A 14491-nucleotide genomic window follows, 5' to 3' on the forward strand; every position below is an offset into this window, starting at 1 on the left:
GCTTTGCGTCCCATCGAGTCCACGACGCCATCCGGCGGCGCCGTACGCGGTCCAGGGAGCGCTCCCGGCTCGACACAGCGCATGAGACAAAGCGCCTCTGATCGGATTGCGGGTCTCCAGGTCGCATGTTAATCGGTGTCTCCTCAGAGACCCCCGCGCAGCGCGGCGCGGGTCGGGGGGGACACCGCGCGACGGGCAGACGCTCTGCCTGACGCGCCGCCCTGCGCCGCCCGCTCCCGAGGTGCGATCTCTCGCCCACGGCTGCTCGTCCAGACCGGAACGGAGCAAGTGATGCCTGACCATGTCCTGATCACGGGGGGAGCCGGCTTCATCGGCTCTCACCTCGCTGACCGGCTCCTCCGCCAGGGAGAGCCGGTGCTCGTGTTCGACAACCTGGCGCGCGCGTTCGTCGAGCGGAACGTCGCGCTCCTGAAGGAGCGCCACGGCGGCGGCGTGACGATCATGGAGTGCGATATCCGGGACGAGCAGGCCGTGAGCGACGCCGTGCGGCGCGCCTCGTTCGTCTTCCACCTCGCCGCGCAGGCCGCCGTCACGCGGAGCGTCGCGGACCCGGCGCTCGACTTCGAGGTGAACGCGCGCGGCACGCTCAACGTGCTCGAGGCGCTCCGGAAGATGAGCCGGCCCCCGCCGCTGCTCTTCGCCTCCACGAGCAAGGTCTACGGCGCGCTCGCCGACCTCCCGCTCGATCGGGGCGACGAGCGGTATCAGCCCCGCTGCGAGCGCACGCGCGAACACGGCATCTCGGAAGAGCGGCCGATCGATCTCCGGACCCCTCACGGGTGCTCCAAGGGCGCCGCGGACCAGTACGTCATCGATTACGCGCGCACCTTCGGCCTCGACGCCGCGGTGCTGCGGGTGAGCTGCACCTACGGCCCCCGGCAGTTCGGGAGCGAGGACCAGGGGTGGATCGCCCACGTCGTCGCGCGCGCGATCCGCCGCGACCCGATCACCGTCCACGGCGACGGGCTCCAGGTCCGCGACGCGCTGTTCGTCGAGGACCTCGTCGACGCCCTCCTGCTCGCGCGGCGCGACATCAAGCCCGCGTCGGGGCGCGCCTTCAACGTCGGCGGCGGGCCGGCGAGGGCGGTGAGCCTCGTCGAGCTGCTCGACCTCGTCGCCGAGCTCGACGGGCCCCGCCCGGCCGTCTCGCTCGCCGGGTGGCGGCCCGGCGATCCGCGGTATTACGTCTCCGACTGCCGCGCCTTCCAGGCGCTCACCGGCTGGGCGCCGCGCGTCGACCTCCGCGAGGGGCTGCGCGCGCTCTACCAATGGCGCCTCGGCGTGGAGGAGCGCCTCGAGGCCGCCTACCCGGACGCCCCCCTGTCTGCCCGGCTCGGCCGGCACGGCCGGCTCGGGATGGCCTCATGAAGGTCGCGCTGGTCAACCCGCCCTGGAGCTTCCAGGGCAGCATCTACCTCGGCTGCCGCGAGCCGCACCTGCCGCTCGAGCTCGGGTACGCGAGGGTGCTGCTCGAGCGCGCGGGGCACGAGGCCGCCCTGCTCGACGCCCACGCGCGCGGGATCGACCTCGTCGCGCTGCGCGCCGAGATCGCCGCGTTCCGCCCGGACATGACGGCGATCGCCACGGCCCCGAGCTACCTCTTCTGGCGCTGCCCGCCGCCGGAGCTGCGCGTGCCCATGGCGACCGCCGCCGCGCTGCGCGGCCACGGGGGCCTGCTCGTCGCCGTCGGGCCCCACGGCTCGTCGACGCCGCGCGCGGCCCTCCGCAAGCTCGGCGTCGACGTCGTGATCCTCGGCGAGTGCGAGGAGATCCTCGTCCTGCTCGCGGGCGTGCCGGAGTCGCGCTTCTGGCAGATCCCGTCGATCGCCTACCGCAGGAAGGGCATCGACCACGTGCAGGGCGGCCCCCACGCCGCCAACCTGAGGACGCTGCCGGCCTTGCGGTGGGACGGCGCCGCGATCGCGCGGCACCTGCACCACCACCACCGCTTCGACGCCGTGCCCGAGGGGCCGGGCGCCGAGCTCGAGGCCTCGCGCGGCGGCCCCTACCGCGGCGCCCCGCGCGGGAAGGAGCCCCTCCACGACTGGATCCGGCGCCGTCCGCTCGAGACTGTGCTCGACGAGCTCGACGGCCTCCTCGTCGAGGGGGTCCGGTACGTCTACTTCGTCGACGAGCGCTTCCTGCCCGACCGGGACCTCCTCGAGGCGCTCCGCGCGCGCGACGTCGCGTTCGGCGTCCAGCTCCGGATCGACCGCTGGTCGCGCGAGATGCTCGATCTGCTCGGCCGCGCGGGCTGCGTCTCCATCGAGGCCGGCGTCGAGAGCCCGTCGCGGGAGGAGGGCGGCGCGCCCGCCGTGCGGCGCAGCGCGTCGGCCGAGGAGCTCACCGCGCTGCTCGTCCACGCGCGCAGGAGCGTGCCGTTCGTGCAGGCCAACCTGCTCCCCTCGAGCGCCGACGACGCGGACGCCGTCGAGGCGTGGCGGCAGCGGCTCCTCGGGCTCGGCGTGTGGGCCAACGAGCCGGTCCCGATGTTCCCGTACCCCGGCTCGCCCGCGTACGCCGCGCGGTGGGGGGCGCCGGACGACGGCGCCTGGGAGCGGGCGCACGCGCATTACATCGCCGAGCACCGGAAGTTCAGCGACCTCCAGGACAGCCGGCCGCTGCCGCTCGCGGAGCTCGAGCATGGCGCGCGGTGACGGCGGCCCCCCGAGCGCGGCGGCGCCGCGGCCGCGGCCCGGGCGCGTGCTGATGACCGCCGACGCGCACGGCGGCGTGTGGACCTACGCGATCGAGCTCGCCGGGGCGCTCTCGCGCGCCGGCGTGGCCACGGTCCTCGCGACGATGGGCGGGCCGCTGTCGGACGCGGCGCGCGCGGCGGCCGCCGCGATACAGGGCCTCGAGCTCGTCGAGGGCGCCTACCGGCTCGAGTGGATGGACGACCCCTGGGACGACGTCGCGGCGGCGGGCGGCTGGCTGCTCGACCTCGAGCAGCGGACGCGGCCGGACCTCATCCACCTGAACGGCTACTGCCACGCGGCCCTGCCGTTCCGGGCGCCGCGCGTCGTCGTGGCGCACGCGTGCGTGCTGTCGTGGTGGCGCGCCGTCCACCGCCTCCCGCCGCCGGTGCGCCACGATCGGTACCGCGCGCGGGTCGCGGCGGGGCTCCGCGCCGCCGAGGCGGTGATCGCGCCGAGCGCGGCGATGCTGAGCGCGCTCGCCGGCGAGTACGGCGCGCTCGGCGTCGGCCGCGGCCACGTCATCCCGCACGCGCGCGACCGGCGGCGGTTCGCGCCGGCGGCGAAGGAGGCGTTCGTGTTCGCGGCCGGCCGGCTCTGGGACGAGGCCAAGAACCTCGCCGCCCTCGAGAAGGTCGCGCCCCGCCTCCCGTGGCCGGTGCTCGTGGCCGGGAGCGACGTCGCGCCGGGCGGCGTCGGCCGCCGCACCGGGGAGAGCCTCTGCTCGCTCGGGTGGATGAGCGAGGGCGAGCTCGCGTGGTGGATGGGGCGCGCCGCGATCTACGCCTTCCCCGCGCGGTACGAGCCGTTCGGCATGTCGGTCCTCGAGGCAGGCCTCTCCGGCTGCGCGCTCGTGCTCGGCGACCTGCCCAGCCTGCGCGAGGTCTGGGGCGACGCCGCGGTCTACGTCCCGGCGGACGACCCGGCCGCGCTCGCGGGCGCGCTCGACCAGCTCATCCGGGACGCCGCGCGCCGCGACGCGCTCGGCGCGCTCGCCCGCCGGCGCGCGGTGCGCTTCAGCCCGCGCGTCATGGCCCGCCGCTACCTCGACCTCTACGCCGTCGCGCTCGCGGCCCGGCCGCCGGCGCCCCGGCGGGACAGCCCTCCTCCCACGCCCTGCGGGACACCATGCGAATAGCGCTCTTCTGTCGCTCGCTGCTCTCCGACCGGGACCACGGGAGCGCGCGCTTCCTCCGCGGCGTCGCGGCGGAGCTCGACGCGCGCGGCCACGACGTCCTCGCCTTCGAGCCGTTCGACCCGCTCGATCCGTGCGGCGCCTCGGGCGCCCACCGCCCCGCCGCCCGCGGCCCCGCCGCGCTGATCGACGCGGCCGCCGTCTACCCGCGCCTCTTGCCGCGCCGCTACGCGCTCTCCACGCTGGACCTCGACGCCGCGCTCGAGGGCGTCGACCTCGCGCTCGTCGACGCGCGGAGCGACCCCGAGCTCGTCCGGCGCCTCGGCGAGCACCGCGCGCGCACGGAGGGCTACCACCTCTTCTTCCACGGCGCGCACCGCCGCCTGCTCGCCGATCCGGCCGCGATCGTGCGGCGCGATCTCTCCGGGTACGACTGCGTGCTCGGCGCTGGAAAGGGCCTCTGCGAGCTGTACCTGAGCCGCGGCGTCGCGCGGCGCGCCGTGGTGTGGCACGAGGCCGCCGACGCGCGCCTCTTCCGGCCGCTGCCCGAGGTCGAGAAGGAGCGCGATCTCGTGTGGATCGGCGACTGGGAGGACGGCGAGCGGGCCGCGGCGCTGCGCGAGTTCCTGATCGAGCCGGCGCGGGCGCTCGGGCTGCGCGCGCGCGTGCACGGGGCCCGCTACCCCGAGCGCGCGCGCGCGGCGCTCGCGGACGCCGGCGTCGAGGTCTGCGGCTCGCTGCCGGGCCACCTCGTCCCCGACGCCCTCGCGCGCGCCCGCGTCACGGTGCACATCCCGCGGCGGCCGGGGTCCGCGCTGCTCCCCGGCGCCCCCGGGACGCGGCCCTTCGAGGCGCTCGCGTGCGGGATCCCGCTCGTGAGCGCGCCGTGGGCCGACGCCGAGCGCCTGCTCTCGCCCGGCCGCGACTACCTCGCCGCGCGCACCGGCGCGGAGATGACGGAGCACCTGCGCGCGCTCCTCGCGGACCCGGGCTTCGCGCGCGGCGTCGCCGAGCACGGGCGCCGGACGGTGCTCGCGCGCCACACGTGCGCGCACCGCGTGGACACGCTGCTCGACCTCGTCGACGAGCTCCTCCTGTCGCCGTCGCTCTGGTTCACCGAGGGCGAGGAGGACGACCTGGAGCGGAGCGGCCCGCCGTCCGGCGTCCGCCGCTGCCGCCCCGCGCACCACCGGAGCCCGCTCGCATGACCGCCTCCGGCTACAGCTATGTCTTCCTCGGGCCGTCCATCACGTCGCCGCGGGGCGACGAGCGCGCGACGACCTACCGCGGCCTGCTCCGGGCGCTTGTCGAGCGCGGGCACACAGCGCTGTTCCTGGAGCGCGACGAGCCCCCTGCGGACGGCGATCCCCTGTCGAGCCGGCGCGGCGAGGTGGCGCGCTACGCGAGCCTCGAGGAGCTGAAGGACCGGTTCTCCGGGGCGGTGCGGCGGGCGGATCTCGTGATCGTCGGCTCGCGCATCGCGGAGGGGGCGGCGATCGGGGCGTGGGTGACGGGCGAGGCGGGCGGCCGCGCCGCGTTCCACGACCTCGACACGCCGGCCACGCTCCGGGAGCTCGCGACCGGGCAGCACGAGCACATCACGCCGGCGCTGGTCCCCCGTTACGATCTCTACCTGTCGTCGACCGGCGGCCCGGCGATCGAGCTGCTGGAGCGCCGGCACGGCGCGGTGAGGGCCCGCCCGCTCCACTGCGGCGTGGACCCGGAGATCTACTTCCCCGAGCCGACGGCGTGCGTCTGGGACCTCGGCCACCTCGGGGACTACCGGGAGGACTGCCACGGCCCGCTGGAGCGCCTGCTCCTCCGGCCGGCGCGCCTGCTGCCGCGGTCGAGCTTCGCGGTCGCCGGGGCGCGGTACCCGGCGGGCCTCGATGTTCCGGGGAACGTGTCGTGGATCGAGCGGATCCCGGCGGGCGCGCACCGGGGCTTCCACGTCGCGCAGCGGTTCACGCTCGACGTGACGCCGCGGGACGCGGCGGACGTCGGCTACTCGCCGAGCGCCCGGCTGTTCGAGGCGGCGGCGTGCGGCGCGACGGTCGTGAGCGACGGCTGGCCGGGCATCGACGCGTTCTTCCATCCGGGCGAGGAGATCCTGATCGCGCGGTCGACCGAGGACGTGCTCCGGCTGCTCTGCGACATGCCCGAGCGGGCGCGCGCCGCGGTCGGCCGCCGCGCGCGCCGGCGCGTCCTCGCCGAGCACACGGCGGCGCACCGCGCCGAGGCGCTCGAGCGCCTCACGCGCGAGGTGCTCGACGCGGGGAGCCGCCGCCGGGGCGGAGGTGGCCCCGGCGGCCAGCGAGGGGCGGTATTGCGACAACGGAGGTGTTCCGATGGGTGACGCGAACGGAAGGACGTTGGGGAGGAGCATGCGCATCCTGGTGACGGGGGGCGCCGGCTTCATCGGCTCGCACCTGTGCGAGCGGCTCCTCGCGGAGGGCCACGAGGTGATCGCGCTCGACGACTTCTCGACGGGCTCGCCGGCCAACGTGGCGCACCTGATGCGGAGCAGCCGCTTCTGGCTGGTCGAGCACGACGTGACGGCGCCCTTCGATCACGAGGTCGACCGGATCTACAACATGGCGTGTCCGGCGAGCCCCGCGCGCTACCAGGGCGATCCGGTGCGCACCACGATGACGAACGTGCTCGGCGCGCTGCACGCGCTCTCGTGCGCCGAGCGCCACGGCGCGCGGATGCTGCAGGCGTCGACCAGCGAGGTGTACGGCGACCCCGAGGTGCACCCGCAGCCGGAGGGCTACCTCGGGCGGGTGAACCCGGTCGGCGTGCGCGCCTGCTACGACGAGGGCAAGCGCTGCGCGGAGTCGCTGGTGATGGACTTCCACCGTCAGGGGCGCGCGTCGGGGCGCATCGCGCGGATCTTCAACACGTACGGGCCGCGGATGGCCGTCGACGACGGCCGCGCGGTGAGCAACTTCATCGTCCAGGCGCTGCGGGGGGAAGACCTGACGGTCTACGGGAGCGGATCGCAGACGCGGAGCTTCTGTTACGTCGACGACCTGGTGGAGGGGTGTTTGCGGCTCATGGAGCATCCGGTGGAGGTGGGGCCGGTGAACCTGGGCAATCCGGTGGAGGTGACGGTGCTCGAGCTGGCGCAGGAGATCGTGCGGCTCACCGGGAGCGCGAGCCGGATCGTGTTCAGGCCGCTGCCGGAGGACGACCCGCGGCAGCGGCGGCCGATGATCGAGCTGGCCCGCCGGACGCTGGGCTTCGAGCCGCGCGTCGCGCTCAGGCAGGGGCTCTACGCGACGATCCAGGGCTTCCGGGCGGCGCTCGCCGGGGCGGGGGAGGGGTCGCGCCGGGGGGAGACGGCGATGGCGAGCTGAGCGGCCGACGCGGCGCCCTCGCCGAGCCGCTCCGCCGCCGGCGCGCTTCGTGCTTCGACCGCGCGACCGGAGGCAGCCATGACGACGCACGGACGAAGGACGAGCGTGGCCGCGCTGATGTGCGCGCTGGCGACGACCCATTGCGCAGGGAGCGGCGACAGCACGCCGAGCAACGACGAGGCCTCGCCGGAGCTCGTGCGGACCGACGCCGGGCCGGTGAGGGGCGCGATCCACGACGAACATCGCCTGTTTCAGGGCATTCCATACGCTGCGCCGCCGGTGGGCCCGCTGCGCTGGCGCGCGCCGGAGCCGGCGGCGCCCTGGACCGAGCCGAGGGACGCGACGCGGCCGGGGAGCCCGTGCCCTCAGGCGCCGACGGCGTACAGCCCGATCGGCAGCGTCGACGAGGACTGCCTCACCCTCGACGTCACCACGCCGCGGTCGGTCGATCCAGAGCGCCTCCGGCCCGTGATGGTCTGGCTGCACGGGGGCGGCGAGGCCACCGGCGCGGGCAGCGTCTTCGACGCCCGTCGGCTCGCTGTCGGCGGCGATGTCGTCGTCGTGACGATCAACTTCCGTCTCGGCATCTTCGGGTTCTTCGGGTACCCGGGGCTCGACGGATCGGGGACCTTCGGCCTGCAGGATCAGCAGGCGGCGCTGCGCTGGGTGCAGCGCAACATCGCGGCCTTCGGCGGCGATCCGGGCAACGTCACCCTGTTCGGCGAGTCGTGGGGCGCCTTCGCCGCGAGCGCGCAGCTCACCTCGCCGGACGCGGCCGGGCTGTTCCACCGCGTCGCGCTGCAGAGCGGCTTCGCCCTGGCGGACTACCCGGCGGGCACGTTCTATCCGGGCCTGCCTGCGCTGCCGCCGTTCTGGTCGCCGGCCGCCGAGGTGCAGGCGACAGGGGAGGCGCTCGCGTCCGAGCAGGGGTGGGTCGAGCCGGCGAGCGAGACGGACGTCGCGCTCGAGCGCCTGCGCGGCGCGCCGGTGGACGAGCTGCTGCCGCACACGGCGCGCTTCGTCATGCCCGCGTTCGGCGGCGCCGTGCTGCCCGAGAGCCCGGCCGAGGCGCTGCGGGCAGGCCGGTTCCACCGGGTGCCGGTGCTCTCGGGCGCCACGCAGGACGAGGGCCGGCTGTTCGTCGCGCTGTTTTACGAGCTCGCGGGCGCGTCGGTGACGGAGCAGCGCTATCGCGAGCTGCTCGCCGAGGCGTTCGGCGAGGCGGCCGAGCAGGTCGAGGCGCGGTATCCAATCGACGCATACGGCTCGCCGGCGCTCGCGTGGGCGGCCGTGATCACCGATCGCGTCTGGTGGCGCGCGACGCACGAGCAGAGCCTGTCGCTGGCGGCGCACACGCCGGTGTACGCCTTCGAGTTCGCCGACCGCGACGCCCCCGCGGCCGTCCCCGCGCCCGAGGGGTTTCCCCTCGGCGCGCACCACGCCTCGGACGTCGTGTACCTGCTCGATTTCGTCGGGGAGCCGTCCGGGCTCGCGCCCGAGCAGCAGCGGCTGTCGCAGCAGATGATCGCCTGCTGGTCCCAGTTCGCGCGCGCGGGGGATCCGAGCCGCCCCGATCTGCCGCCCTGGCCGCAGTTCCGTGGGGATGACGCGCAGTACGTGCAATCGCTCGCGCCAGGCGACGGCGGGATCCGCAACGTCGATGTCGTGGCCGAGCACCAGCTCGATTTCTGGTCGACGTTATGAGCCGCGGCGCGCCGGCCGCGCTGATTGGCACGCGCCGCGCCGCGCTGTTAGCCTCCTGCCGATGAGCGGCTGGATCGAGGCTCGGGCGGCGTGGGACCGAGACGTCCGCGCGGCGCGAAGGCGCGCTCGCGCGGCGACCGTCGGGCTGGGCGCGATGGCGGCGGTGGGGGCGTTCACGGGCCTGGTCGGGGCGCTGCACATCGCGCTGCTCCGCCGGACGGAGGTCCCGGGCTGGGCCTGGGAGCTCGCCAACTCGCTCCGTGAAGCCGGCGGCCTCAGCGAACTCGTGCTCGGGCTCCTGGCGGGCGTGCTGTTCCTGCGCTGGCTGGTCAAGGCTGTCACCGTGGCCGACGCGCTCGAGCTCGTGCGCGGCTTTCCCTGGACGCCCTCCGAGGCGGTGATGGCCTTTCTCATCCCCGTCGTGAACCTGGTGCAGCCCTACAAGGTGGTGCGCGATCTCCACGACGGCCTCGCCCCCGACGGGGCGCCCGAGCCTGCGCCGCGCCCGGTGCTGGACGGCGCGGCCGGCTACCGGCGCGTCGAGGTGGTGCACGCCCCGCCGGCGGGCGCGGTGCACCACGCGGCGATCGGCGTGTGGTGGGCGCTCTACGTCGCGAGCCGCTTCCTCGGCTGGATCGCCTCGGGCATGCGCGACCAGACCGTCGCGGAGTTCACCCAGGCCAGGGCCGTCTTCATCCTGTCCGACGCGGCGTCGATCGCCGCCGCGCTGCTCGCGATGCGCGTGGTGCGGGCGATCGACAGCCGCGTCGCTGAGCGCCATCGACGGCTGCGGCACGCGTCCGACGAGGAGCTCGACGGCCGGCTCGTGGAGCGGGATCGCCAGCTGCGTCAGGATCTCGCGAAGCTCACCGGATTCGACGCTGGCCTGCAATGACCCTTTATCTCCCGACACGGCACGTCGCGCTGCCGCGCGAGGCGTGGGACCCCGGGCGGGTGCAAGCGTGGTTAGGGCGCTGGTCCGCGGAAGCGCTGGCGATCCGGGCGGCCGGCCAGGCCTGGCCGATACATCCGCGCGACATCGAGGATGGGCCGGAGCCGCCCGGTCCGCTCCAGAGCCTGTACTTCGGCGCGTGCGGCGTCTGGCTCGCCCTCGCCCGCGTCGCGGCGGCGGGCTTCTGCGCGCTGCCGATGGGCCTGCCCGAGATCTTCGAGGAGGTGCTGGACGACTACGCGCGCTGGCCCGACACCGGCGAGCGCGTGCCGTCGTGGTTCCTCGGCGAGAGCGCGCCGCTCGCGCTCTCTTGTCTGGCCCAGCACGACGCCCGCAAGGCCGATCGCCTGGCCGAGATGATCCGCGGAAACCGCGCGAACCCCACCCGAGAGGCGCTGTGGGGCGCGCCCGGGACGATGCTCGCGGCGCTGTTCCTGCACGAGGCGACGGGGGACGAGCGCTGGGCCGAGCTAGTCCGCGACAGCGCGGCGGCGCTGTGGGAGAGCTGGATTCACGACGAGGACCGGGACGTCTGGTTGTGGGAACAGGACCTGTATGGCCGCCGGAGTCGCCATGTCGGCGCCGGCCACGGCTGGGCCGGCAATCTCTATTCGCTGTGGCGCGGACAGGCCCTGTTGAGCCCCGCGCAGCGGGTCGAGCTGCGCGCGCGGACGCTGCAAGGGCTCGGCCGCCTCGCGCAGATCGACGGCGAGCTGGCCAACTGGCCCCCGCTGCTGGAAGGACCGCCCAAGCCGCTGCTGCAGTGGTGCCACGGCGCGCCGGGGATCATCACGTCGTTGCGCCACGCGGCGCTGCCCGAGGCGCTGCCGCTGTTGATCCGGGGCGCGCGGTTGATCGTGGCCGCCGGTCCGCTGGAGAAGGGAGTCGCGCTGTGCCACGGCACCGACGGCAACGGGGCCGCCCTGCTCGAGATGCACCGGCGCACCGGAGACGCCTTCTGGCTCGAGCGTGCCCGCGAGTTCGCGATGTGGGCTCTCGCGCAGTCCGAGGCCGAGTTCACCCGCGTGGGGCAGTGGCGTTACAGCCTGTGGACGGGGGACGCGGGGCTCGCGTGTTATCTGATCGACTGCCTCGACGGGCGCAGCCGCGGCATGCCGGGGATCGACAGCGCGTGGTGATGGATACGCCGATCCTGGACTGATGGTCATCGATCTCCAGGGCCCGGCGTCGAGCGCCGGGCCCCCTCGCCGCCCCGCCCCTGGTGCACCGTTGCTCCTCGGACGCCTCCACCGAGCCCATCGGCGCGCGCACCCATCTGAGCCGGTGAGCCACAGGGCGCACGCGTGTGCCGCCATGTGCCATCGCGCTCGCCATCAACCCCATGAAATGATTGATGAATCTCGAGGCACGCCCCGTGCCTGTCGGCCGGCCATCGACTGGACGACGAACTCGTCACGGAGGCTTGCCATGCGCTCGATCCCCAGGACATGTACGCTTGTTTCTCTGCTGGCGCTCGGCGTCAGCTTCGCGGCCTGCTCGGTCGCCCCGGGCGGCTCGGTCATCCCGGGCGGACCAGGCACCCCCGATGAGCCGGACGAGCCCGTGGAGACGGCCGTCGCGAAGAGCGCCCTCACGCCCGCGGCGAGCTGCGATGAGGTCGAGTCGCTGGTCCGCGAGCGGCTGAAGCAGAACATGACCAAGAATCTCGAGGGGTATCGAGAGATCGCCCTGGAGCAGCTCGAGCACGGGTGCACCGTGGACTACGATTCGGGCGTCGGCGTGGGCGCGAGCACGGGCGCGGGAGGCTTCCCCACCTCGCCGGGCGCGGGCGGGGTGGACGACGGCGGCGGGGCCGCCGAGGACTACTCGACGACGAACACGCAGGAAGCGGACGTCGACGAGGCGGACTTCATCAAGAACGACGGAGGGCACGTCTACCTCCTCGCCCACGGGAAACTCCAGATCTTCGACGCGTGGCCCGCCGCCGACACGCACCGCGTCGCGTCGGTCGCCATCGAGGGGGAGCCGAAGAAGCTCTTCGTCCACGACAAGCGCGCCCTCGTGTACTCGTCGTTGACCCCGGAGTTCGTCGGCGATTCCTCCGAGTACTACAGCGAGTGCACGTACGGATACGACTGCGAGTTCACGGGAGACGGCGCGCCCCTCGTGATCACCGAGCTCGACCTCAGCGACCTCTCCGCCCCGACCGTCGTGCGCACGATGAAGTTCTCCGGCTCGTTCATCAACGCCCGGCGCATCGGCAGCGCGGTGCACACGGTCGTGTCCTCCCCGGAGCCCACGGTGGAAGGACTCTCGTTCTGGCCGCAGGCCATCGACGTCTGCGCGCTGGCCGCAGCGGGGGTCACCCCGGGGGCCGTGGACGCCGTGAACGACGCGTTCGACGCGCTCCTGCAGGAGAACCTCGAGGTCATCGACGCGGCCCCGCTCGACCTCGCTCTGCCCACCGTGGAGGACACGATCTACCGGGACGGCGTGGCGCACCCGCGGAGCGACGACCCGTTCGCGGGCTGCGAGAACTACTACCTGTCGAACACCGGCGACGGCCAGAGCTTCCTCTCGATCGTCTCGACCGAGCTCGGCAGCGATGCCCTCGGCCAGACCACGGTCGTCGGCAAGCCCGGCGCCGTCTACGCGACCTCCGAGGCGCTCTACGTGGCGAGCCGGCACGCGTACGGGGCCACGTACGGCTGGTTCTACGAGGACGGGGCGACGACGCCGGACGCCACGACGGTCCACAAGTTCGCCCTCAACGAGCGCGCGCTGCCGAGCGCGTACATGGGGAGCGGCGCGGTGAAGGGGCGCGTGCTCAACCAGTTCGCCTTGAGCGAGCACGACGGCTATCTCCGCGTCGCGACCACCACCGGCCACCTGCCCGATCCGGCCACGCACAACACCGTCGCCTCGATGAAGCTCGAGGGCGGCGAGCTCGTGGTCAAGGGGATCGTGGACAACCTCGCTCCGGGCGAGGACATCCGGTCCGTGCGCTTCTATGGCGACGTGGGGTTCATGGTGACCTTCAAGAAGACGGACCCGCTCTTCACGCTCGATTTCTCGGAGCCCGAGGCGCCGAAGGTGCGCGGCGAGCTCAAGATCCCCGGGTTCTCGACCTACATGCACATGATCGACGAGGGGCACGTCCTGAGCATCGGCTACGACGCCGACGACCAGGGGGACTTCGCGTTCTTCCAGGGCATCATGCTCCAGATCTTCGACGTGACGGATCTCGATGAGCCGAAGCTCACGCACAAGGAGGTGATCGGGACGCGCGGCTCCACGAGCGACGCCGCGACCAACCACCTCGCGTTCAACTACTTCGCCCAGCGGGGGCTGCTCGGGCTCCCCATGGTCATCTGCGAGGGCGGGAGCGGCGGCAATTTCGGCGACACGATGACGTTCAGCGGGCTGCTCGTCTACAAGGTCGACGTCGCCGAGGGCTTCACCTCGGTCGGCGGCCTCCCCCACCCGCTGCCCGACGCGAGCTCCGACCCGTACTATTCCGGCTGCTCGAGCTGGTGGACCCAGTCGAACTCGTACGTGAAGCGCAGCGTCTTCCTGGAGGACTACGTCTACTCCGTGTCGGCGGGGGAGATCCGCGTCGCCCACGTCAGCGACCTCGCGTCGCCCCTGGCCGTCGTGCCGCTCACCCCCTGAGCGAGCTCGGCGGCGCGGGCGCGTCGGACCGGCAGGGCCGCGTGCTAGAGCTGCGCGATGCACGCGCTGGACATGGGCGCCGAAGAGCTCGCCGCGGCGGTCGGCGCGCGGCCGTTCCTGCTGCTCGCGTTGCTCCTGGCCGGGACGGTCGGGGTGCTCCTCGGGCTGGTCGCGGTCGCCCGCCTCTCCGATCGCCACGCGCGCGCGCTGTGGGGGCGGGCCGTCCGGGCCTACCGCGCGGCGGCCGAGCACCCGATCACGCGGCGGCTGTCGACCACGTTCCCCTCGGTCGCGCGGGTGCTCCGCGAGCTCTCCGCGGCCGAGTACCTCGTCATCCACCTCGCCCTCGGCCTCGCGCTCAGCATGGCCGCGCTCGTGTTCGTCGCGCTCGCGGACGCGGTGAGCGGGGGCGCGTCGATCGTGCAGGTCGACCGCGCGCTCGCGCGCGCGCTCCACGGCGCGACGAGCAGCGCCGGCGTGGCGGCGCTCCGCGCCTTCACCCACCTCGGCAGCGGCTGGGCGCTCACCGTCGTCGCGATCGCCGTGGCCGCGGCGCTCCTGTTGCGGCGGGAGCGCGTCCTCGCGGTGGGGTGGCTGATCGCGCTCGCCGGGGGCGGGCTCCTCAACTACGCGCTCAAGGCCCTGTTCGCGCGGCCGCGGCCGACGTTCGACGAGCCGCTCGCGCTCGCCGCCGGCTGGAGCTTCCCGAGCGGGCACTCGATGGGCACGTTCGTGACCTTCGGGATGCTCTCGTACCTCGGGCTCCTGTTCGTCCGGACGCTCCGCGTCCGCCTCGCCCTCCTCGCGCTCGCGATGAGCTGGACCGTGGCGATGGGCTTCAGCCGCATGTACCTCGGCGTGCACTACCTGAGCGACGTGCTCGCGGGGTTCGCGGCCGGGAGCATGTGGCTGGCCGTCTGCATCTCGGGGATCGAGGTCGCGCGGCGCAGGCCCGGCAGGGCCAACCAGCCGATCCCGGCCTGAGCGGCGC

Annotated in this window: 11 protein-coding genes; all 11 read left to right on the forward strand. The window is 74.1% G+C overall.

Annotated elements, in window-relative coordinates:
- Nucleotides 1-291: 291 nt before the first annotated feature.
- The 11 genes from WME96_RS46135 to WME96_RS46185 all read left to right on the forward strand — a co-directional run bounded on the left by WME96_RS46135 (nucleotide 292) and on the right by WME96_RS46185 (nucleotide 14484).
- Nucleotides 292-1389, forward strand: a complete 1098-nt coding sequence (locus tag WME96_RS46135; RefSeq protein WP_437287906.1) for an SDR family NAD(P)-dependent oxidoreductase — start codon at nucleotides 292-294, stop codon at nucleotides 1387-1389.
- Nucleotides 1386-2678 (forward strand): TIGR04295 family B12-binding domain-containing radical SAM protein, encoded by a 1293-nt coding sequence (locus WME96_RS46140; RefSeq protein WP_437287907.1) that lies wholly within the window; start codon nucleotides 1386-1388, stop codon nucleotides 2676-2678. Before WME96_RS46135 ends, WME96_RS46140 begins: the two co-directional genes overlap by 4 nt.
- Nucleotides 2665-3855 carry a glycosyltransferase family 4 protein gene (locus WME96_RS46145; protein WP_437287908.1) on the forward strand — a complete coding sequence of 397 codons (1191 nt, stop codon included), beginning with the start codon at nucleotides 2665-2667 and terminating at the stop codon, nucleotides 3853-3855. The genes WME96_RS46140 and WME96_RS46145 overlap by 14 nt, the downstream gene beginning before the upstream one ends.
- Entirely contained in the window at nucleotides 3846-5060 is a 1215-nt protein-coding gene (locus tag WME96_RS46150; RefSeq protein ID WP_437287909.1) for a CgeB family protein, read from the forward strand. The genes WME96_RS46145 and WME96_RS46150 overlap by 10 nt, the downstream gene beginning before the upstream one ends.
- Nucleotides 5057-6208, forward strand: a complete 1152-nt coding sequence (locus WME96_RS46155; protein WP_437287910.1) for a CgeB family protein — start codon at nucleotides 5057-5059, stop codon at nucleotides 6206-6208. The genes WME96_RS46150 and WME96_RS46155 overlap by 4 nt, the downstream gene beginning before the upstream one ends.
- The gene (locus WME96_RS46160) at nucleotides 6201-7211 is read left to right on the forward strand and encodes a UDP-glucuronic acid decarboxylase family protein (RefSeq protein ID WP_437287911.1); all 1011 of its coding nucleotides are present in this window, start codon (nucleotides 6201-6203) and stop codon (nucleotides 7209-7211) included. The genes WME96_RS46155 and WME96_RS46160 overlap by 8 nt, the downstream gene beginning before the upstream one ends.
- A 78-nt stretch (nucleotides 7212-7289) precedes the next feature.
- Nucleotides 7290-8915 (forward strand): carboxylesterase/lipase family protein, encoded by a 1626-nt coding sequence (locus WME96_RS46165; protein WP_437287912.1) that lies wholly within the window; start codon nucleotides 7290-7292, stop codon nucleotides 8913-8915.
- A gap of 61 nt (nucleotides 8916-8976) precedes the next feature.
- A complete protein-coding gene (locus WME96_RS46170) occupies nucleotides 8977-9810 on the forward strand; it encodes a DUF4328 domain-containing protein (protein ID WP_437287913.1) in 834 nt (277 codons plus the stop codon).
- Entirely contained in the window at nucleotides 9807-11006 is a 1200-nt protein-coding gene (locus WME96_RS46175; RefSeq protein ID WP_437287914.1) for a lanthionine synthetase C family protein, read from the forward strand. Before WME96_RS46170 ends, WME96_RS46175 begins: the two co-directional genes overlap by 4 nt.
- A gap of 289 nt (nucleotides 11007-11295) precedes the next feature.
- Nucleotides 11296-13500: a beta-propeller domain-containing protein gene (locus WME96_RS46180; RefSeq protein ID WP_437287915.1), complete on the forward strand. Its 2205-nt coding sequence runs from the start codon at nucleotides 11296-11298 to the stop codon at nucleotides 13498-13500.
- A 57-nt stretch (nucleotides 13501-13557) separates the two neighbouring features.
- Nucleotides 13558-14484, forward strand: coding sequence for a phosphatase PAP2 family protein (locus WME96_RS46185; RefSeq protein ID WP_437287916.1), 927 nt, complete (start codon nucleotides 13558-13560; stop codon nucleotides 14482-14484).
- The last annotated feature ends 7 nt before the right edge of the window (nucleotides 14485-14491 follow it).

This window comes from Sorangium sp. So ce406 (genome assembly GCF_051474675.1).
GTDB lineage: Bacteria > Myxococcota_A > Polyangia > Polyangiales > Polyangiaceae > Sorangium > Sorangium cellulosum_G.

Coding starts and splice junctions, on each gene's coding strand:
- WME96_RS46135 (WP_437287906.1), top strand. CDS start 292: ATGCCTGACCATGTCCTGATCACGGGGGGAGCCGGCTTCATCGGCTCT.
- WME96_RS46140 (WP_437287907.1), top strand. CDS start 1,386: ATGAAGGTCGCGCTGGTCAACCCGCCCTGGAGCTTCCAGGGCAGCATC.
- WME96_RS46145 (WP_437287908.1), top strand. CDS start 2,665: ATGGCGCGCGGTGACGGCGGCCCCCCGAGCGCGGCGGCGCCGCGGCCG.
- WME96_RS46150 (WP_437287909.1), top strand. CDS start 3,846: ATGCGAATAGCGCTCTTCTGTCGCTCGCTGCTCTCCGACCGGGACCAC.
- WME96_RS46155 (WP_437287910.1), top strand. CDS start 5,057: ATGACCGCCTCCGGCTACAGCTATGTCTTCCTCGGGCCGTCCATCACG.
- WME96_RS46160 (WP_437287911.1), top strand. CDS start 6,201: ATGGGTGACGCGAACGGAAGGACGTTGGGGAGGAGCATGCGCATCCTG.
- WME96_RS46165 (WP_437287912.1), top strand. CDS start 7,290: ATGACGACGCACGGACGAAGGACGAGCGTGGCCGCGCTGATGTGCGCG.
- WME96_RS46170 (WP_437287913.1), top strand. CDS start 8,977: ATGAGCGGCTGGATCGAGGCTCGGGCGGCGTGGGACCGAGACGTCCGC.
- WME96_RS46175 (WP_437287914.1), top strand. CDS start 9,807: ATGACCCTTTATCTCCCGACACGGCACGTCGCGCTGCCGCGCGAGGCG.
- WME96_RS46180 (WP_437287915.1), top strand. CDS start 11,296: ATGCGCTCGATCCCCAGGACATGTACGCTTGTTTCTCTGCTGGCGCTC.
- WME96_RS46185 (WP_437287916.1), top strand. CDS start 13,558: ATGCACGCGCTGGACATGGGCGCCGAAGAGCTCGCCGCGGCGGTCGGC.